Source organism: Mucilaginibacter sp. R-33, from assembly GCF_049949235.1.
Classification (GTDB): domain Bacteria; phylum Bacteroidota; class Bacteroidia; order Sphingobacteriales; family Sphingobacteriaceae; genus Mucilaginibacter.
In genome coordinates this window covers 1,550,332-1,570,694 of the sequence record NZ_CP188089.1, presented here as the reverse complement: position 1 = coordinate 1,570,694, position 20,363 = coordinate 1,550,332, and the positions used below count along the sequence as shown (strand labels likewise).

At 45.6% G+C, this 20,363-nt stretch carries 16 protein-coding genes; 8 read left to right on the top strand and 8 right to left on the bottom strand.

Annotated features, from left to right (window positions below; genetic code table 11):
* Positions 1-58 precede the first annotated feature (58 nt).
* From ACP26M_RS06680 to ACP26M_RS06650, 7 genes are all read left to right on the top strand, one after another.
* On the top strand, positions 59-421 hold the full coding sequence (locus ACP26M_RS06680; RefSeq protein ID WP_188832456.1) for a transmembrane 220 family protein: 363 nt from the start codon (positions 59-61) through the stop codon (positions 419-421).
* Between the two features lie 36 nt (positions 422-457).
* The gene (locus ACP26M_RS06675; RefSeq protein WP_426587290.1) at positions 458-1,330 is read left to right on the top strand and encodes an EboA domain-containing protein; all 873 of its coding nucleotides are present in this window, start codon (positions 458-460) and stop codon (positions 1,328-1,330) included.
* A 90-nt stretch (positions 1,331-1,420) separates the two neighbouring features.
* On the top strand, positions 1,421-2,326 hold the full coding sequence (locus tag ACP26M_RS06670; protein ID WP_254780078.1) for a TatD family hydrolase: 906 nt from the start codon (positions 1,421-1,423) through the stop codon (positions 2,324-2,326).
* 8 nt (positions 2,327-2,334) lie between these two features.
* On the top strand, positions 2,335-3,219 hold the full coding sequence (gene eboC, locus ACP26M_RS06665) for a UbiA-like protein EboC (RefSeq protein ID WP_426587288.1): 885 nt from the start codon (positions 2,335-2,337) through the stop codon (positions 3,217-3,219).
* A gap of 30 nt (positions 3,220-3,249) precedes the next feature.
* On the top strand, positions 3,250-4,422 hold the full coding sequence (locus tag ACP26M_RS06660) for a 3-dehydroquinate synthase (RefSeq protein WP_426587286.1): 1,173 nt from the start codon (positions 3,250-3,252) through the stop codon (positions 4,420-4,422).
* Positions 4,423-4,443: 21 nt separating this feature from the next.
* Positions 4,444-5,655 (top strand): metabolite traffic protein EboE, encoded by a 1,212-nt coding sequence (gene eboE, locus ACP26M_RS06655; RefSeq protein WP_426587284.1) that lies wholly within the window; start codon positions 4,444-4,446, stop codon positions 5,653-5,655.
* A 13-nt stretch (positions 5,656-5,668) separates the two neighbouring features.
* Entirely contained in the window at positions 5,669-7,021 is a 1,353-nt protein-coding gene (locus ACP26M_RS06650) for an alkaline phosphatase family protein (protein ID WP_426587282.1), read from the top strand.
* Between the two features lie 101 nt (positions 7,022-7,122).
* On the opposite strand, the gene ACP26M_RS06645 is transcribed toward ACP26M_RS06650, so the two are convergent.
* The 6 genes from ACP26M_RS06645 to ACP26M_RS06620 all read right to left on the bottom strand — a co-directional run bounded on the left by ACP26M_RS06645 (position 7,123) and on the right by ACP26M_RS06620 (position 13,941).
* Positions 7,123-8,211, bottom strand: coding sequence for an MBL fold metallo-hydrolase (locus ACP26M_RS06645; RefSeq protein WP_426587280.1), 1,089 nt, complete (start codon positions 8,209-8,211; stop codon positions 7,123-7,125).
* Between the two features lie 301 nt (positions 8,212-8,512).
* Positions 8,513-8,746, bottom strand: coding sequence for a hypothetical protein (locus tag ACP26M_RS06640; RefSeq protein ID WP_426587278.1), 234 nt, complete (start codon positions 8,744-8,746; stop codon positions 8,513-8,515).
* A 116-nt stretch (positions 8,747-8,862) separates the two neighbouring features.
* A complete protein-coding gene (locus ACP26M_RS06635; RefSeq protein WP_112653748.1) occupies positions 8,863-9,237 on the bottom strand; it encodes a DoxX family membrane protein in 375 nt (124 codons plus the stop codon).
* Between the two features lie 45 nt (positions 9,238-9,282).
* On the bottom strand, positions 9,283-10,674 hold the full coding sequence (locus tag ACP26M_RS06630) for an MATE family efflux transporter (protein WP_426587275.1): 1,392 nt from the start codon (positions 10,672-10,674) through the stop codon (positions 9,283-9,285).
* Positions 10,675-10,833: 159 nt separating this feature from the next.
* A complete protein-coding gene (gene ppsA, locus ACP26M_RS06625) occupies positions 10,834-13,479 on the bottom strand; it encodes a phosphoenolpyruvate synthase (RefSeq protein WP_426587273.1) in 2,646 nt (881 codons plus the stop codon).
* Positions 13,480-13,485: 6 nt separating this feature from the next.
* Positions 13,486-13,941, bottom strand: a complete 456-nt coding sequence (locus tag ACP26M_RS06620) for a MarR family winged helix-turn-helix transcriptional regulator (protein WP_426587271.1) — start codon at positions 13,939-13,941, stop codon at positions 13,486-13,488.
* A 173-nt stretch (positions 13,942-14,114) separates the two neighbouring features.
* On the opposite strand from ACP26M_RS06620, the gene ACP26M_RS06615 reads away from it, so the two are divergent.
* Positions 14,115-14,393, top strand: coding sequence for a DUF6597 domain-containing transcriptional factor (locus ACP26M_RS06615; protein ID WP_426587269.1), 279 nt, complete (start codon positions 14,115-14,117; stop codon positions 14,391-14,393).
* Here the strand turns inward: ACP26M_RS06615 and ACP26M_RS06610 are convergent.
* Together ACP26M_RS06610 and ACP26M_RS06605 are read right to left on the bottom strand one after the other, a co-directional pair.
* Positions 14,352-16,607, bottom strand: coding sequence for an FG-GAP-like repeat-containing protein (locus tag ACP26M_RS06610; protein ID WP_426587267.1), 2,256 nt, complete (start codon positions 16,605-16,607; stop codon positions 14,352-14,354). The two genes, ACP26M_RS06615 and ACP26M_RS06610, sit on opposite strands and share 42 nt — an antisense overlap.
* An 87-nt stretch (positions 16,608-16,694) precedes the next feature.
* A complete protein-coding gene (locus ACP26M_RS06605) occupies positions 16,695-20,270 on the bottom strand; it encodes a VCBS repeat-containing protein (protein WP_426587265.1) in 3,576 nt (1,191 codons plus the stop codon).
* Positions 20,271-20,363: the final 93 nt, after the last annotated feature.

The window sequence follows — 20,363 nt, the reverse complement described above, 5'->3', positions numbered from 1 at the left end:
TATATGAGCCTTAGATTACATTACATTTATTAATTTGCCTGGCTCCGATCTGTTCAATATGATTGCTATTATAAATATCATTTTCTGTCTTTCTTTCCTGGTTTTCGCTTACCTTAACCTGAACGATGTCGATCCATGGCTTTGGGTACCAATCTACCTTAGTGCGGCGGTGTGTTGCGGGCTGGTAGTTTTTCACCAGGTTTATCCGAAGTTGTATCTATGCCTGATCGCGATATACCTTGTTCACGCAGGTATCATTTATTTTTCTAAAGATGGTGTCCGCGACTGGGTAACAAAATATAACAGGCCAAGTTTGGTAGAAACGATGCAGGCAGACAAGCCTTATATAGAAAAAACGAGGGAGTTCTTTGGCTTGCTGATCATTGCCGGCGCATTGCTCATCAATTATATCGCGGCCTGAGCAGCACAGATCGGTCAACCCTGATGATTTGAAGATATGTTCACTTATGATATAGAAAAATTTAAACCCCTGCTTACAGATCTCATTGTAACGCATGTAAGCCCGGATGCAAAAGACTGGCTGCTGGCCCAGGGAGCCCCTGCTGCATCTGCTGCAGCATTTAATGCTGCCTTTGCCGCTTTGCCGCGTAAGACAGGAAAAGCGCCGGTCAATGCCGGTACTGAAAACGAAGCTGGTTTATCGGCTATCCGTAAAGATTTTTCGATCGCAGGATGGTCGGTTGACAGGCTTGCCAGGGTATGGCTGTTGTTAACGCTTGATACCACCGATAAGGAGCGTTATAAAAGCAATATCGAAAACCTATTTTTAGCTGCTGAAATGAACGAATTGGTGGCTTTATATTCGGCCTTGCCTCTGCTTGCTTATGCTCCTATATGGGTACAACGCTGTACGGAAGGTAACCGCAGTAATCTGGGCGTTGTGCTCGAAGCGATCATGTATCGCAACCCCTACCCTACGGAAAACCTGCCCGAGCCGGCATGGAACCAAATGGTGCTAAAGGCACTTTTCACCGAAAAAAAGCTGGAACTGATCACGGGATTGGATCAGCGTGCCAACGCCAGCCTTGCACATACATTGACCGATTACGCGCGAGAGCGCTGGTCAGCCGGCCGGAGTACAGATCCTATGCTATGGCGATTAGTAAGTTACTTTATGGATGAAGCGATACTGCAGGACATCAAGGAAGGATTACCGAGTTTAAGCGAACTTGAAAGGGAAGCGGTGGCATTAGCTATTGCCGAAAGTGGCTTTCAGCCAGCAAAAGAATTGTTGAAAGTTGATCCTATAAAGATGGCGGCGGGCAGAAAAACGAGTTGGAACGAATTTATTAACGATACAAAAAATTAATTTTGGGATATGTGTTGCAGCAATTTTGAAAACAGAGAGCAAATACCTGGCGAAAAACCAGAGTCATTTGACATAACCGCCGTAAAAGGTATGCGTTTTTTTGACCCGCATGTACATATGACATCCCGTACTACTGATGACTACCAGGCTATGGCTGATGCGGGCGTGGTTGGGCTGATAGAACCGGCTTTCTGGCTGGGACAGCCCCGGACGGGCATTGACAGCTTTCGCGATTATTACAGCAGCCTGGTTGGCTGGGAAAGATTTCGCTCATCGCAGTTTGGCATTAAACATTATTGCACCATAGGGCTTAACTCCCGCGAGGCAAACAATGAAAGCCTTGCAGAACAGGTGATGGAAATACTTCCGCTGTTTGCTTATAAAGAGGGAGTTGTGGGTATCGGTGAAATAGGTTTCGACGATCAAACCGCGGCTGAAGAAAAATATTACCGCTTGCAACTGGAACTGGCCAGGGAAGCCGGCCTGCCTGTACAGGTCCACACGCCGCACCGCGACAAGAAAAACGGCACACGCCGTAGTATGGACATCGCGATAGAACATGGCATCGATCCTTATAAGGTCATCATTGATCATAACAACGAGGAGACCGTTAAAGAGGTCCTTGACCGGGGTTTTTGGGCTGCATTCACGATTTACCCCTTCACCAAAATGGGTAATGAGCGCATGGTTGAAATCGCTAGGCAATATGGCCCGGAGCGGATCATGGTCAATTCGGCTGCTGATTGGGGCATCAGTGATCCCCTGGCTGTGCCGAAAACCGCTGCACTAATGAAAATACGCGGCATCAGCGACAAAGATATCCAATTGATCACCTACGGTAACGCAATTACCGCTTTTGCCCAAAGCGGACAGCTCGATGAAACTGATTTCGCCGCGGTGAGGAACGTTGATCAAAGCGTAAAATTTGAAGGTAACAGTATATTGCGCGGCGGCCAGCAACCGAGAATCGATAAATCATCCATCATCATTAGCTAATCGTGATCTTGAGGAAACTGTACATTTATCTTCAGCTCATGCGGCCCGCCAATATTGTTACTTCGGTCGCAGATATTCTGGCGGGGATCGCTATTGCCAGTGCTCCGGGTACTTTAACGGAAAGAGCCTGGCCAACGGCCCTCCTCCTTTGCCTTTCCACAGCTTGTCTTTACGGCGGCGGTATTGTTTTTAACGATATTTTCGATGTGGAGACTGATAAGATTGAACGGCCTGAAAGGGCTATCCCCTCAGGCAAGGTTAGTTTACCGGAAGCTTCAGTGCTCGGCACATTGTTGTTAAGCGCAGGCATTTTATTGGCATTTCTCGTTTCGGCGGCATCTGGTATACTCGCGGCAGCTATCGCGCTCTGCGCGCTGCTCTACGACAAGTTTGGCAAGCATCATCCCTTTTTCGGGCCGCTTAATATGGGGTTGTGCCGGGGATTAAACCTGTTGCTCGGAGTCAGCATCATACCGGATGCGCTCAACCATTGGTCAATGTTAGCATTGGTGCCTATGATTTACATATTCTCGATCACCCTGACCAGTCGTGGCGAAGTTCATGGGGGCAAAAGGAACAACTTGTATATAGCGGCATTTTTGTACGCCGCGGTCATCGCCTTTATCAGCTACTTTTCGTACGTTAATAACCGGCTGCTATGGTCACTGCTTTTCATCTTACCCTTTACCTGGATGATATTCAAACCGTTGCTCAGAGCTATAAGAGAGCCTATCGGCAAAAATATTGGTAATGCCGTAAAGGCCGGGGTGATCTCCCTGATATTGATGGACGCTTCCTGGTCTGCCACATTCAGTTCACTTACATTCGCCCTGATGATCGCCTGCCTCTTACCACTCTCCATGTGGCTGTCGAAAACCTTTGCAGTCACCTAATTAATTTCAATAACAATAGATCTTCCTCCGATGGAACATTTGCAACAGAACTTCAGCGTAAAATATAGTTATAACGTCTTTTTTACTTCGGCTTTATTCGCAAAGGATAATCCCCTTCTGAACGGTTTTCTGACAAACGCTGCTACTTCAGGCGCGTTAAGGAAGATCCTGTTTGTGGTCGATCAGGGGGTTGCCGACGCCCACGAGCATTTATGCTCTGATATCAGTTCTTATTTTCAGGCGCATACTGCTGTTCATCTGGTGCCCGAGATCTTGCTGATACCCGGCGGCGAGTACGTAAAGAATGATGAACGCTATTTTGATATGATCCTCGAAGCGGTAAATAATTACGGTATAGACCGGCATTCATACATCGCAGCAATTGGTGGCGGGGCCGTATTAGATATGGCAGGTTACGCTGCCGCTGTGGCCCATCGGGGAGTAAAACTTATCCGCATACCAACAACTGTGCTGTCTCAGAACGATTCAGGGATCGGCGTGAAAAACAGCATCAATTATTTCGGGAAAAAGAATTTTCTGGGCACATTCGCACCGCCTGCCGCTGTTTTTAATGATGACCAGTTTTTGACCACGCTGACCGACCGAGACTGGCGTTCCGGAATATCCGAAGCTATCAAAGTTGCCTTGATCAAAGACCCTGTTTTTTTCAACTGGATAGAACAGAATACACCCGCCCTCGTGAGCCGCGACGCGACGGCAATGAATTACCTGATTTGGCGCTGCGCGCAGCTGCACATGCAGCACATTGCCGGCGCCGACCCCTTTGAAAGCGGCTCATCACGCCCTTTGGATTTCGGGCATTGGAGCGCGCACAAACTGGAATATCTTAGCGGTTTCGACGTTCGACATGGTGAAGCAGTAGCCATGGGGATAGCCCTGGATACGGTTTATTCCTGCCTTTGCGGCCGTTTAACCGTTGCGGACAGTGAGCGCGTGGTAAGCCTGATCCAAAACTTAGGTTTTGAAATCAGCCATGGGCTCTTAAAGATCAACGGAGATGACAGCCCATTATTGCAGGGCCTGGAGGAGTTTCGCGAGCATTTAGGCGGGGAGCTCACCATTACGTTACTCAATGCTATTGGCGAAGGTGCCGAGGTGCATGAAATTGATACCCAGCTTTTGAAACAAGCGAGTATTGAACTATACAACCGGCAATTCGAACTTCAGCAAACGCAAATTTAAACAATACAAACATCTGCCCTCATGAAAATAAATGCAGCGCACCTGACCTATTGTACGAATATCCATCCCGCGGAGAACTGGCCGGAAACTTTCGGGGCCCTGAAAAACCATTTCCCGGCAATCAGGGCTGCCCTTGCGGGGAAGGAACAAATGGGTATTGGCCTGCGCCTTTCTAATATGGCCAGCCTGGGTTTGCTGGCAGAGGAAGATAATTTAGCGGAATTTAAACAATGGCTGTCTGATCATGATGCTTATGTTTTCACGATGAACGGTTTCCCCTATGGCGGTTTCCATAACACCGTAGTTAAGGACGAAGTGCATGCGCCGGATTGGACAACAGTTGAGCGCGTGGATTATACCTTACGCCTGTTTCATATATTGGGCGAATTACTTCCTGAAGGTTTGCAGGGAGGGATTTCAACCTCACCCTTAAGCTATAAACCATGGCATGCGGCCGGTGAGGCCAGGAACACTGCAAGGGCGATCGCCACGGAGAATATTTTAACAGTGATGGCTGCACTTTTTAAAATATACAGTTCGGCCGGAGTCCTGATGCACCTGGATATCGAACCCGAGCCGGATGGCTTCCTGGAATCAGGCCGGGAGTTTATAGATTGGTTTGAAAACGACCTGTTGCCGCGTGGTATTTTATTGTTGGGAGAACAGTTTGGCCTGTCTCCGGCTGATGCAGAAGAAGCTATCAAACAACACATTAACCTATGCTATGACGTTTGCCATTTTGCTATCGGCTATGAGGAACATGAGTGCGTCATTGATGAACTGGCCGCGAAAGGTATCCAGGTAGGCAAGATACAAATCAGTGCTGCCTTGAAGGCCCATCTTCCGGCGGAATTGGCGATGAGGGACGAGGTGACCGACGAGCTTGCCAGATTCAACGAGCCAACCTATCTGCACCAGGTGATCGCGAAAACCGCAAATGGAGAATTGATCCGTTATCCGGATTTACCGGAAGCCCTGGCAGATAACCAGACCCCGGCAGTCAATGAATGGCGTGCGCACTTTCATGTGCCTGTTTTTGTTGAGGATATGGGTGTGGTGCAATCAACACAAAACGATATTGTCAGGGTGCTCAACAAATTCAGGAACGCTGCTTTTACACAACACCTGGAAGTGGAAACATATACCTGGAGTGTATTACCGGATGAGCTGAAAGCACCCTTAACGCAATCGATCATCCGGGAATTGGATTGGGTTAAAGCGCAAATATCATAAGAAAGAAGCCAATATGAATAAAACGGTAGTTATCGATGTAGTGGGTTTATCCACGTCTCTGATCGGCGAGCATACGCCATTTCTTAAATCTTATATCAAAGACAGACATCTGACGCATATAACGCCTGTATTGCCTGCTGTTACCACGGCTATGCAGTCCGCCTACGTCACCGGCAAATTTCCTGTTGACAATGGCATTGTAGGTAATGGGTGGTATGACCGCGCGGATTGTGAAGTAAAATTCTGGAAGCAATCAAACAAACTTGTGGAGGGACAGAAAATATGGGAAAAGGCCAAGAGCGAAGATCCATCTTTTACGAGCTCGATAATGTTTTGGTGGTACAATATGTACTCCTCTGCGGATTACTCCGTGACGCCCAGGCCAAACTACCTTGCCGACGGACGAAAAATACCGGATTGTTACTCGGAGCCTCCCGACCTGCGTGACCATCTTCAGGCGAAGTTGGGGCAGTTTCCGCTTTTTCAGTTTTGGGGGCCCGGGGCCAATATCAAATCAAGCCGTTGGATAGCTGACGCTGCAATGGAAACAGATACGCTGCATGACCCGACGTTAACACTGATATACCTGCCTCATCTGGACTATTGCCTGCAAAAATACGGTCCGGATTTACCAGTTATTGCCAAAGACCTAAATGATATTGACAAAATTATCGAAAATCTGGTTTCGTTTTACCGGAAAAAAGATGCCGAGATCATTATCCTTTCCGAATATGGTATCTCCCCTGTGGACCGCCCGGTTCATTTAAACCGGGTATTGAGGCAAAACGGCTTGTTAGGCATCAGGATTGAGCGTGGACTGGAGATACTTGACCCTGGCGCTTCCAAAGCTTTTGCGGTAGCTGATCACCAACTGGCACATGTCTATATCAACGATGCGAGTGTAACGGCAAAAGTCAAAGCGTTGCTTGAAGCCGTACCTGGTGTTGAACGGGTACTTACCCAGGAAGAGCAGGCCGCGTATCACATCGACCATCCCCGGGCCGGAGACCTCGTCCTGATCGCTGATAAGAGAAGCTGGTTCACTTATTATTTTTGGCTGGATGACGCGCTTGCCCCGGATTACGCGCGCGTAGTTGACATCCATAAAAAACCGGGGTATGATCCTGTTGAGATGTTTATGAGTTCAAAGCTCCGCGCCGGCTACAAGTTGCTGCGCAAAAAGGCTGGTTTCAGGTATGTGATGGATGTCATTCCCCTGGATGCCGCCCTGATTAAAGGCTCTCATGGCCGGGTGGATGTACCGTCAGAATATCAGCCGGTGATCATTACCGATAACCCATTGGAAAAACAGGACCTGATAGCGACCGACATTCATGATATCATCTGGAGGCACCTGAAAAATTGATTAGCTAAGCTGGCCTTGTATACTGATTGCCGGTTGTTCAAATGATCATTCTGCCATCCGATATGGTCCTTTTTATTAACTGTTCAATATTACAAAAGCAGTTATTCAAAATTCCACCACGCAACCTGTTTGAGGGGGCTGCCTAAAGTGTAAGGCTCCCCAATACGCGGAACGTTTAGTTCGACACCCAACTCCTTTGCTGCAGGCACAAGCCTTTTTATCGGTTCGTTCCAGGGCTGGTTAGCTTCAATAAACTTAGCCCAGTGAATAGGCTGTAACAAACGGGCATGCAGGTCAGCAGCAGCCTGTGCGGGTTGCCCTAACCACAGGTGCGTCCATGGCCAATTGGGGCTATACTGCCCGCATTCCAAAAACGCCAGATCAAATGGCCCGAATTGCTGGCCTATTTGTTTAAAATGCGGCCCGTACCCGCTATCGCCACTGTAAAACAGCCTATAACTGCCAATCTGAAAAACGTAAGAGGCCCATAATGTTTTATTCTCATTCTTATACGTACGATTGCTGCGATGTTGGGCTGGGGTGGCGGTAATCCGAATACCACCGGACAACGTAATCGATTGGTTCCAATTAAGTTCGATGATCTTTTTAGGGTCAAACCCCCAGTATACCAGATCAGCGCCTACTCCCATCGGCACGATAGCCATTTTAATACGATCTTTTAATTTTTTCAAAGTTCGATAATCCAGATGATCGTAGTGATCATGAGAAATGATCAGCGCATCTATTTGAGGCATATCATCGGCGTGATAATGCTTTGTACCCGGGAATGCGGTAATCAATCCAGGCACCGGTCCGGCATGATTGCTAAAAACCGGATCAATGAGCATATTAAACTGCTCGCTTTTTATAAGTAAAGATGAATGTCCAAACCAAACGATCGTAGGTGCAGGAGCAGCTAATGAATTCAGATCGGTTTTAATCCACGGAAGTGCATGAGATGGCCTGATGGTTTCAGGACGTTTGCTCAAAAAAAGAAATTTACGTTTGACCGTCGAATCGGAAAGTTCAGCCAAATTTATAAAAGCTCCATTTTTATAATTTGGTAAAGAATCCAACCGGGTAAGTTCTTCGCCATCCGGATTTTTACCCAAAGATTTAACTACGCCGCAACCGTCGACCGTCAATAATAACAGTGCAGCTAACACAATTCCCAAACACGCTCTTTTCATGCACTAAATGATGAATGTAACGTTAAAAAACAACATTTATTTTATAAATGCGTAATCTGTCTTCCCGGCTGCCATATTCCCGCAATTTGAGCCGGCCGTTCTGAATTTATTTCAAAACATAACAAAAGACGAATTTTAAGGCAGGTGAGTTTCCGACGCAAGCCGGCCAGTGTCCGAGAACGATGTTGTTGGCTATCGACGGCGAGACGAAATTATCGTGGGAACAAGGGCAGACTCAGAAACAACTCTGATAACACTTTACTCCACCTCAATTCAACGTAACCGGATCCCCAGGGACGTGCTAATCTTCGCGATTTTTAATTACAAGGTTATCTACGCTGAGATTACCGACATGGAGGTTTCTGATTACAGCTTTTTTAACCACGATTCGGCTAATCACCAATGCACCTATAGCAATCGCGCCAATAGCCATAGATCCCAATGCTAACACAGCAATTGCTGATGCTCCGGTTGCAGAAGCTCCGGTTACCCCGACACAGTTTGTTTTGCCCGTTTCCTTTTCAAAAAGTTTCATGTGATTTTTAATAAAGTCTCTCAAATACGTAACACGACTTGCCTATAATCATTTGTAATTTCCAATTCACCGGACGGTTATTATTTAGTTGCGGAATAGCCAGACTATGCCATCCGCTACCGGATCATGTGAAAATATTTCTCCCTGTTTTCAAATAGCACCCAGATGAGCACCGCCCAAAGCACAAGCACCATCGGTATTCCCGAAGATAAAGAAATAACAGTTAACAATATGCCTACCATAACTGGAAAAATGATCACCGCGCCTAAAGCCCTGAAACGGGGAATAATCACCAGGATCCCTCCAATAATTTCGGCGATGCCGATAAGCGGCATCAGCCATTTGATCTGCATAATGGCGCCAAACATGGCCATGGCATTTGGCGGCATGTCTTTAGGTACAGGCATGTAATTTAAAAACTTGTTCAGCCCTGCATTGATAAACATCAGCCCGAATAACAGGCATGCAATAAATAAGATTTTCTTTTTCATTACTTTATGTGATTTAATTGTTTTTTAGCAATTCAATGAATGGCCTTACACCTTCACCTTTTTCCAGTTCCCTTTTTTGAAGTAATACCAGGAAACCAGGGCTAAAAGCGCCTCAGCCGCGGGCACCGCTGCTATGGCGCCTGCCGAATGCAACCCTAAGCCTTTAGCGAGTAAGTAAGCTAAAGGGACCTGGAAAAGCCAGAAGCACCCAAAATTGATCCATGTAGGCGTTTTGGTGTCGCCGGCCCCGTTTAAGGCCTGACTCATGACCATGGCGATAGCGTAAAAAATAAATCCAGAACCGATAATCCGGAGCGCCGTACTGCCAAAGTTCAAAATAACGGGTTCGGTTGTAAAAATGCTGATGATGGGACGAGCGAAGAACAAGAACAGCAGCATGACGAAACTCATCAATACAGCATTATATCGCGCCGTAAGCAGCACACTTTGAGCTGCCCGGTCAACATGACCTGCACCTAAGTTTTGCCCCACCAGGGTTGCTGCAGCATTACTTAACCCCCAGCATGGTAAAATAAAGAAAACAAAATTCCGAAAAGCTATCTGATAGCCGGCTGAAGCTGCTGTACCGCCGGTTTCAGCAACCAACCGTGTCAAGACGATCCAACTACCGCTTGCGATGATAAATTGAAAAGTTGCCGGCCAGGCCACAGCGATGATGGTCTTTACCACAGCGGGATCCCAATTAAAGTGAGCACGGCGAAACTTCAAGATACCACTGCCTTTAAACAGGTGGTATACCTGAAAGCTCACCCCGCAACTCCTTCCAATTACAGTGGCCATGGCAGCGCCCTTCAACCCAAAAAAGTGAATGAAAACCGGGCAGAGAATAATGTTGATAATGCTTGCAATCCAAAGACTCTTCATCGCCATGGCGGCGTCACCCGCGCCGCGAAAAATTCCGTTGATCAGAAACAACAGGATAATAATAAGGCTGCTGCCCAGCATGATCCGGGTAAAAATAGCTCCGTCCCTCACCACTTCTTCGCTTGCTCCCATTAACTTTAAGATCTCAGGTGCATATAAAACACCAGCCATACTTACTATTATAGTTGTGATCAGGCAGATTACCAGCGCCTGGGCTCCTGCATGTGCAGCGGCTTCCGGTTTCTTTTCACCAATCCTTCGTGCTACGATTGCCGTTGCCGCGGTGCTTAAACCAATAGCGATGGAATAGACAATGGTGATCACCGACTCAGTTAAACCTACCGTGGCTATAGCATTTTGCCCAAGTTTACCTACAAAGAACATATCTACCACCGCAAAAACGCTTTCCAGGCTTAATTCCAGAATCATTGGGATAGCCAGTAAAAAAATGGCTTTCGGAATACTGCCTTGTGTATAATCCTGCTGCTCGCCGTTTAGAGAAAGCTTAATGGCGTTCCAAAGCTTTGAGCTTGTAATTTGTATTGTACTCATCGTTATTTGCTTGTTTAAAAATTTTGTACGGTTTACTTTGTTGTTTTCGTAACACGATCCTAATTGATCATAAACTTAATCAACGATACAAAGATGGGATGCACGCCGGTGTTTCGCAGTGTGCAAAAGCGACAATCCCGGGGGTAATTCGCGACAAGATTATCTCCACTGCGCGTCTGCTTCGCTCAGAATCTCCACGTACCCTGCGGTTCCATGCACACGAATGCGCTGGCCATCTTTAATCAGCTTGGTTGCATTTTCCACGCCAACAACCGCCGGCAAACCGTATTCACGGGCTATTACCGCGCCATGTGTCATCAGTCCGCCAACTTCCGTAACCACGCCCTTGATGGCTAAAAATAAAGGGGTCCAGCTTGGGTCGGTAAAGGTTGTAATCAGGATATCGCCATCTTCCAGATCAGCACCCTCTACGTTTAGCACCACTCGTGCGCGCCCTTCAACTATGCCGGAAGAAACAGCGAGACCAGCCAGGGCCCTCGCAGGGATATTTTCCCGTCTGTAATGACCGGTTATCACCTCACCTTCAGAGGTAATAACTCGTGGCGTTGTCAGCTTTTCATAAAATTGATAATCCGTTTTGCGCTGGTCAATAAGCTGGTAATCTAATTTTCCGGTACGCGCCACCTCCTGCAACTCTTCAAAATAAAGATAATAGCTATCTTTTTCATCATGAAGCAACCCGGCTTTCACAAGGCATTCGGCTTCCTGAAGCAAAGCCTGCTTGTAGATAAAGTACCTGCTCACGATATCGTATTTCGGATATTCGCGGTAGCCGATAAAATTCCGTAACAGGTCAATCATCTGCTTCGTTTCCCGGGCTTTTTCTTCACCATCGGGCAATTGTTTCAGGCGCAACATTAACTCTTGTTCTTTTTCTAAGGCTGCCTGCTTCCCCTGCTCAAATCTTCGGGTGCCCTCCCCCGGTTCAAGGTTTTTGATATTACTCAAGATCATCGGAACCAACGCAGTCGGATTTTCCCTCCATCGGGTACGGGTAATATCGATCTCGCCGGCGCAACGCATACCATACTTGTTAAGATAAGCGATGAGGGCGTCGCGTACCTGCCATCCGCCCTCCAATTGGCATAACCCATTCAATAAATTATCCTGTTTTGCCCCCTGCAGATAGGCAATGACCTCCGGATAAGGACGGATCACATCCGCCAGGTCCAAAAGTTCAAGGCCCATTTCTGAAGTAATGTTATTTGGTACAGAAAGCGATAGAATATCTGCTGCGTTGATTTCACCAAGCCACTCTTTCATCTTGTCATTTATCCAGGCCGAAGCATGGATGGCAGCCATGATCACGTTCAGATTTTTCTTTTCTAAAGACAACTGCCTCCGCTGCTCCATATCATCGAGGATGCAATCAAATACATACGGTCCTGTTTTTATCCGGATGTTATCTTTCAATGCTGATACCGACCTTTCGCTGCTGCTCATGAGATCGGCCACAATCCCGGCATCGGCTCCCGCTTCCGCAAGTATATCCGTCGCCGACATCCCATGATGACCTTTAACCTGTCCGGGAATATTGGCTTCAAGGTCCTCTTTTATAAAGTTTCGATCGATTACAGTCGTCAGTGCGTCTTTTATGAGCGGATCTGAATGCCCCAACACATTCAACAGATTTTCCCTGCCTGCCGGCGAAGCCAGGCCCTTCGAGATATCAACAAATAACCTTCCGCCAGCCATTTTGAACATCGCGCGGTTTCCGGTTAACATCCAAACGGATATGCCGAGTGGTTTAAATGCATCAGTCATCATTTGTTGATGTCCTACAGATACATAAACCCGGTTCTCCTGATCGTCTGCCGCTGGCACAGGATATAATGTGGTGATTGGCCGGCTTTGCACGATATAGAATTTGTCATCACTTAAACACCATTCAATATCCTGTGGATCGCTGAAATGTGCTTCGATTATCCTGCCCGTTTGTTCGAGTTGTAAAATTTGCTCGTCAGTTAATGCTTGCATGCGTTGTTGCTCCGGCCTTACCTCTTTTTGCTCAGTACCACCATTTTTAACGATCTCAATAGCAATCCTTTTCTCTGAAATCTTCTTTTCAATAATTCTTGACTCACGCACCTGGTAATTATCGGCGTTAACCAAACCAGAAACCAGTGCTTCCCCCAAACCAAAGCTTGCATCTATCGAGCTCACTGTCCTGTTACCATTAACCGGATGGGCCGTAAATAGTACACCGGCTACCTTTGCAGCTACCATTTGCTGTACAATAACAGCCAGGTAAACCTTGTGGTGATCAAAGCCATTCTGAAGCCGGTAGATTATGGCACGTTCCGTAAAAAGAGATGCCCAACATTTGCTGATGTGTTTTAAAATAGCGGCTTCGCCGGTAACGTTCAGGTAGGTATCCTGTTGTCCGGCGAAAGATGCGGTGGCTAAGTCCTCCGCTGTCGCACTTGAACGAACGGCGTAAGCGTAATCACTTCCATATTGGTCTATATGTGCAACGATCTGGCTTTTCAGTTCCTGGGAAAGAGCTATCGATTTTATCAGCGTTCTGATCTTTTTGCTTATTTCTTTGATCTCGTTCCTTTGGTTTTCGGTTAGCAATGCTAATTGCTCCAGCAATGAATTATACTGCTGATCGTTCCCAACAGTGTCTTTAAAAGCTTCAGTGGTTATACAAAAACCGTCAGGCACATTAAGCGCCTTAATCTTGTATAATTCTGCCAGATTTGCGCCCTTGCCCCCAATTAGCTTAATAGCCGTTTTATCAGCCTCTCTTAAATCAACAATGTATAAACTTTTGTTTTTCATTATGCTTTACTTGTCTTTAAACCGATTGACTGTTTCACTCATAATTGCAATCGATCCTTCCAAAAATTTTTCGATGATTTTTAAATCTTTTTCAGCGAAAGAACCGATCAATTGCTCCGAATGGCTGCGATAATCCTTGTAAAGCGGGGCCATGAGCTGCATTATCTTTTCAGTATCCGGCACTACCAGTACTTTTCGCCTGTCCGTTTTCGCAAATTCTCTTTTGACCAGGTCTTTTTTCTCAAACCGGTCAATCAAACCCGTAACAGCGCCGCTGGTAAGCCCGGTTACTTCCATAAGTTCGCCGGCTGTCATGGCCCCTTTCACCAGGAAAAAGCCCAGGTATTTCTGATCGGTACCTGATAGCCCGGCTTTTCGAGCAATATTTTCATGCATTTGAATGGATGTATAAGCATACAGCTGGCTTAGTTTTCTTATCCGGGTAATAGCTTCGCTTTTCACAATATCTTTATAACTTTGATTATCTTAGTTACAAAGATAATTTTATTTTATTAATTGAAAGAAGTAATTTAGAAATCGGTGAATATAATTACGTTGTTTCCGCCTCCCGACCTTGACGAATATGTCGCTGATATACTCATCTTTGAAGCAAAACCCTCGGTGCTGATTTTATTTTGCCGCTTTATGCCAATGGCTGCCCTACACTGGTATTTCAAACGGCATTAGGAAAGCGTTCTCGATCGGATACCGGATATCTTAACCTCCATGGACAAACAATCCAACCGGAAACGCTCTTGATCAAACAGCCTTTTACGTTGATTGCCTTTTTTATGCTCCCACATATCGTCCCGAGCTTATTTGGTGTAAGTGCTGGTGAATTAACCGATAGCTATCTCGATTTAAGCGAGATCTCACATTTTCATCGCCATATTATTGATACTAAGTTTTTTTAATTGAATCAGGGCCACTTTCCCTTTTCCTTCTGTAATGTGGTAAAACTGGTTTACCTGCAAATTACGAAACCGTTGAACGGTATGGCTGCCAGCCCATGTTATTTCAAGCTCTTCGATAAGCCCGGCATGCCCCATCCCTATTTCCGCCTGTATTGGTGATGAGCCAAAACTGCCGCCCGAGTTTAGGTCGCGGTAAACACTTCTTTTAACACCATTGTCAACAAATGTTATTTTTAACCGACTGCCAATGGCAACCTTATTACTTTTTATCCCTTCTGCCTTTATACTTATCCAGTTATTATCGTTCTGACCAGGGTTTACGTACAAGGCACTGGTATAGGCATCGCCGGCGTAAGCCCCGCCCATTTCAATGAAGATATCCTGTAAACCACGGTTCCTGAAATCTGCAAACGCGACGCCGTGGCCTTTTTGCAGATTCCCCGTCCCGGAGACGCCTGTAACGTCCTCAAACCGCTGCCCGTCTACGTTCCTGAACATCTTATTGGGTATAAGGGAGCCAAAATCGGGGTTGCCTGTGCCAAAATACAGGTCGGGAAAGCCGTCGTTATCAATATCACCAAAGTTTGCCCCCATGCTGAACACTACTTTATCAAGGCCCGTTTGTTTGGTAACATCAGTGAAAGTGCCGTTATGGTTATTTTTATACAGGTAAATATTTCCCGCATTGGGTATGGCCTTTCCGAGCGCTTCAGCAGCCGAATAATATCCCAGCGGGGCCTCGAATTTGTAATCTGCAATCAGGATATCCTGCCAGCCATCATTGTTGTAATCAAAAAACCAGGTAGTAAAAGTACTGTTGGTATTTGCCAATATCCCCGATTGTTTGGTAACGTCTTCAAAGTCGGGGATATTCCAGCTGGTACCTTTATTTTTTAAAAGGTACTTACGCCCGTCCATTGTCGAAATAAAAACATCCGGCCATCCGTCATGGTTAAAATCTGCCGATGTAACCCCTTTCACGTATGACATTACATCGCAATGTGCTTTATGGCTAACCTCAGTAAAGGTGTTGTTCCGGTTATTTATATAAAGCATGCTCCGGTGGATATTGACGCTGTCGCCGTTGTTAAAACCCTCCGCTCCTACAAATACATCGAGCCATCCGTCATTATTAAAATCGGCCCAGACCGCCGCCTGGGTAGGATGATAAAAAAATAACCCGGCAGGTATCGTCACATCCGTGAATGTGCCATCGCCATTGTTACGCAGCAGGGAGGCAGGCTGGTTGCCAAAACCGTTTTTTTTCCATGCACCCCGCAGTACAAAAATGTCCATCTTCCCATCGTTGTTGTAATCAGTTTGCTGAATATTCAGCCCACCGGTAAACTTCCGCAACCCGCTTGTTTCAGACTTGTCAATAAATGTTCCGTCCTGGTTATTTTGAAAATAATGCATTTGATCATCAAGTTCCGTTCCTGAAGTTACTATGTCAAGGTAACCGTCGTTATTGAAATCATCCGCTATAACGCCACCCGCCCTGCTTCTCAGTTTAATACCAACATCGGCAGCCATATCGGTAAACGACTTTATTTTTGTCGCGGATGTTTTATTGAGATCTGGGATTAAAAAGGGCTTGGGCACACTATCGGGGTAGTGCCCCAGTGTCATGTAAGCGATATTGAGCATCCAGCGGGATTCCAGGTCGGCCGGATGCTTCTTCAAAATACTTTCATAAACTGCAATGGCATGTCGCGAACCTGTTTGATTCACGTGAATTGCATCACCCCTTATAGGATAAGTACATGACATCCGGTTGTGGTTCAACATACAATTAGTCCGTTCGCCTAACCGCATGTAGGCCAGTGCCATATCCGGTTCAAATAAATCACGTTTTGAGCTATCGGCTCCCCTCGCCATTTTTTCGTAGATGGTAACGGCCTGTTTTTCGTCACCCGTTTCCAGTAACAGCTTGGCTTTGGTATTTAAAAGATAAAAATCATTTTCCCGGCCCGGCAGTTTAAGCAAGCTATCGCATTGCGCCACCTTCGCTTCGGGACAAAACGGATTACGGCTGTTGTAATCCTTTTGATTCAGACCGGCAATGATCCGGATCATTTTACCCTCCGATGAATCATGGCATGATATAACAAATGACATGGCCAGTATCAAAAGCAAAAATTTTGCATAAATACTTAACGACGTCTTTTCACGGGCCAAATTCAAAGCAAAATTGACAATTACATTCTTTGGCATTCCTTCAGTAAAATTAGCTACACATTATTTTTTCTTAAGATCCCGGTCAATACTCACTATGTTTAAATGATGAACACCACAAGCAGATCATTGAAACTTAATTTCCCTACCCCGGCTATCGTTAGATACAATCTTAACTTTCTGCATACCCGGGTTTACTTTCAGAAACCTTGCCGACTGCGATAAAAAAGATGAGCCGTAATAGAACTCCTGCCGGGTAACCGAACCATCTTTTGCATATACTTCCGCATAGGCATCCTGCGGCCCGATCTTTATGGTTTTTCCCGGTGGGTTGAGTTTTAACAACTTCAAATTGCCATTGTGCTCGCTGGCCGCGAGGTAATACCGGTTATCTTTCCCCTTAAGTTTTACCAGGGCTTTCCCATCGCCGGGAAAACAGATCCCGCTTTGCAAAATCGTCAATGGCTTAAACCCTCCTTTGCCATCGCCTTTTAAAAGCAATCCGTTTAAGGCATCGTACCGGCCTACCGAAACATTTGTGCCGTAATCATTCCCGTTAATAGCTACGTCTAAATTGCCATCACCGTCAAAATCATCCACTACCATTCCGTTAATGGCAGAAACCTGCGCATAGTTTGGCAGAGGGTACATTTTAAATTTCCCGTTTCCTAAATTTTCGAGATAACATGAAGTATGCGTATTGGCTTTTAACCGCAAGGCATTTTTCAGTTGTTCAGGCGATAACAAATCCTGCAACGTTGCGTGGCCAAAGGATCTGTAATTAACAAACTTTTTTCGGAGACTGATCATTTGCTTAATAGCATCGTCGCGAACAAAAGATGGAAATTCACGTTTCACCCCGTCAGTGTCGGGGAGGAATAGGGATGGAAAGGCATCAGTGGTTTTACGTTTATCAAAATCGCCTGCCGTGATATATACGGGCTCTTTATCGCTGGCTTTGAAAAAACTATTCTTTCCCAGGTTGCCAACAATATAGTCTATCTTACCGCAATGCCTGAAATCGCCGGCCGCGATGGAATTCCACCAGCCGATCTTATCAGCAATACCAGACGCTGCTGTGGAGTTAACGAATTTGCCCCCAACGTTTTTGATAAACGTAATGGGCATCCATTCACCCGCTATAACAAGATCCGGCCAACCGTCATTATCATAATCTGTAACCAGGGCATCACAGGTTAGCCCCAGATTTTTTAAGCAAGGGGCAACTGATGCCGTTACATCTGTAAATTGCAGCTTCCCGGGTTTACTGTCGTTTCGTAAAATAAAACTGGATACCGGGTTGGGATAATGCCAGGGATCAACCCGACCGGTTACCAGCAAGTCGAGCTTGCCATCCTTATTATAATCGAACGCTCTGACACATAGCTTACTTGTAAAATTACCGGGTAAGGCACCTTTTTGTTCGCTGAAACGCCCGCGGCCATCGTTGAGGTAGATGCGGTCTGCATAATTTTTTGAACCCGGCGCGCTTTCATATCCCCCGCTGGCCATATACAGATCTGGCTTCCCATCGCCATCGGCATCAAAGAACAATAAACTTTCATCCTTATAATTTGCACTGTCCGGTTTTACATCAATTAAATTTCGCTGATTAAATTTACCGTTAGCCTGCTGCAGGAAAACCTGAGCGGGAAATTTCTTGTTACCACCGATAGCAATATCATCAAGCCCGTTGCCATCAACATCTTCGGCTGCAAGCGCCGGAGCATACGCCGAAAATTTATGAGGCAATAATTTCTGGATGGTAAAATCCGGAAAATCATCATCCTTGTGCCTGTAACTAATACCTGCCGTACCTGTAACTTCTGTAAACAGTGCACCCCTGTTTTTTTGGGGTATAACCCAACTATAAGGCTGACGCGCATCATTGATATTCACTTTCAGCGTTTGGTTAGCGCTTACATTTTTTATTACCTGCTTATAATTATTCGGCCATCTCACTACTACAGAATCGAGCTTATTGACTTTGCCGAGGCCAAAGTGCGCGATGTTTTGGATAGAAGATAAATATCCACGATAAGGATTGTTCTCGTATACCTGGTGTTGCTTGCCTGCATAATAGATATCTACCCAGGCACCAATGCCATCCCTGTTAAAGTTGTTGCCATTCAATTTTACCTGCAAGTAATTTGATGGTTTGGAGGTAAGTACCCGGCTATTGTTTTTATAGATAAGCGCTTCGTCATTGATGTTATTGATCACCATATCCATTGCCCCGTCATTGTTCAGATCTGCATAAGCAGCGCCGTTTGAAAAGGTCGGTAAATCCAATCCCCATTGGCTGGAAACATCACCAAAGTTTAGGTCGTCATTATTTTGAAAAGCATAATTGTGGATCTTGACCGTGGGAATCTGATCAATAACAGCTTTTTTTGAGGCCGTAGCATAAGGATTGTTTCTGAAAACTATAAAATCGTGATCAGTAACATCCTTCGGAAATCCATTGGTTACAATGATATCGCGGTAACCATCATTGTTGAAATCTGTTATCAAAGGAGTCCAGCTCCAGTCGGTCTCAGTAACTCCGCTCAAAAACCCGGTTTCACTGAATACGGGGTTCTTGATAGAATCATTCTGCCCCAATCCCGGCCCCTGGTTTATCTGTAAGGTGTTACGCGCATATTGATATTGGTATGCATAATGATTAAATAACTCGTACGACTGGTAGCTTTCCGGCATCGACATCATTTTTTTCCGGTAATTATCCGGTGGTGACATGTCCAGTTCAAATACATCGGCCAAACCGTCGTTATTTAAATCTTCGATGTCCTGCCCCATCGAGTTCATCGAAGTATGCTTAAAGTATTCTTTAGATCTATTGGTGAATGTACCATCACCGTTATTGATGTAGAGAATATTGGGTGATATAAAATCATTGGTAACATAAATGTCCTTCCACCCGTCTTTGTTTATATCCACAATAGTAGCCGCGTGCCCATAGCCTTCAATGGATATACCGGTTTTTTTGGATACATCGCTAAACACCGGGTGTTTAAGCTGGTCATCCCATTTGCTTTCATATAACCTCCCTGTACTCTTACCGCTGCCGTCCGCAATTATCGGACGAAACTGGTTCGCGTAATAGCCATCGCCGGGGCGGTTAACAGTAAGATACATGTCAAGCTTGCCATCGTTATTGTAATCAAAAAAGGCTGCCATGGTAGAGTATGCATGTATATTTAGGCCGTATTCTTTGCCTTCTTCCTTAAAGTGCGGTATCCCCTCTTTATCTGCCCCCTGGTTTATGTAAAGCAAATTTTGCCTTTTAACGCTATCCTGTAGCAGCGAATTGCATACATAAATATCCTGCAAGCCATCGTTATTTATATCAATAACGGCAACGCCTCTGCCCCATTTTCCTAAACCATTAACTCCGGCTTTATCTGTGATATCATCGAACTTGAAGTCGCCACGGTTTAGGTACAGCCTGTTTGATACCATATTACCCGAAAAGTAAATATCCTGAAAGCCATCATTATTGAAATCGCCTATACCAACTCCGCCGCCGTTGTAAACGTTGGCATTATCAATCGGATTGATAGAGTCGTTCTCGGTAATTAAATTATTAAAGGTGATACCGGAGTGGGATGAGGGTATCAACTCAAACAGTGTCGCTTTCTTTTTTGCACACGAAAAAACAACAACGCTAACCAGTAGTAAAGCAGGGTAAAATTTCTTCATCTATAAATTGGTTTACACGGAAAAGATAGGCTGTTATGCACAGCCTATCTTTTTTAACAAGTACTGAAACAGATACTTTTAACGGTTATCTGC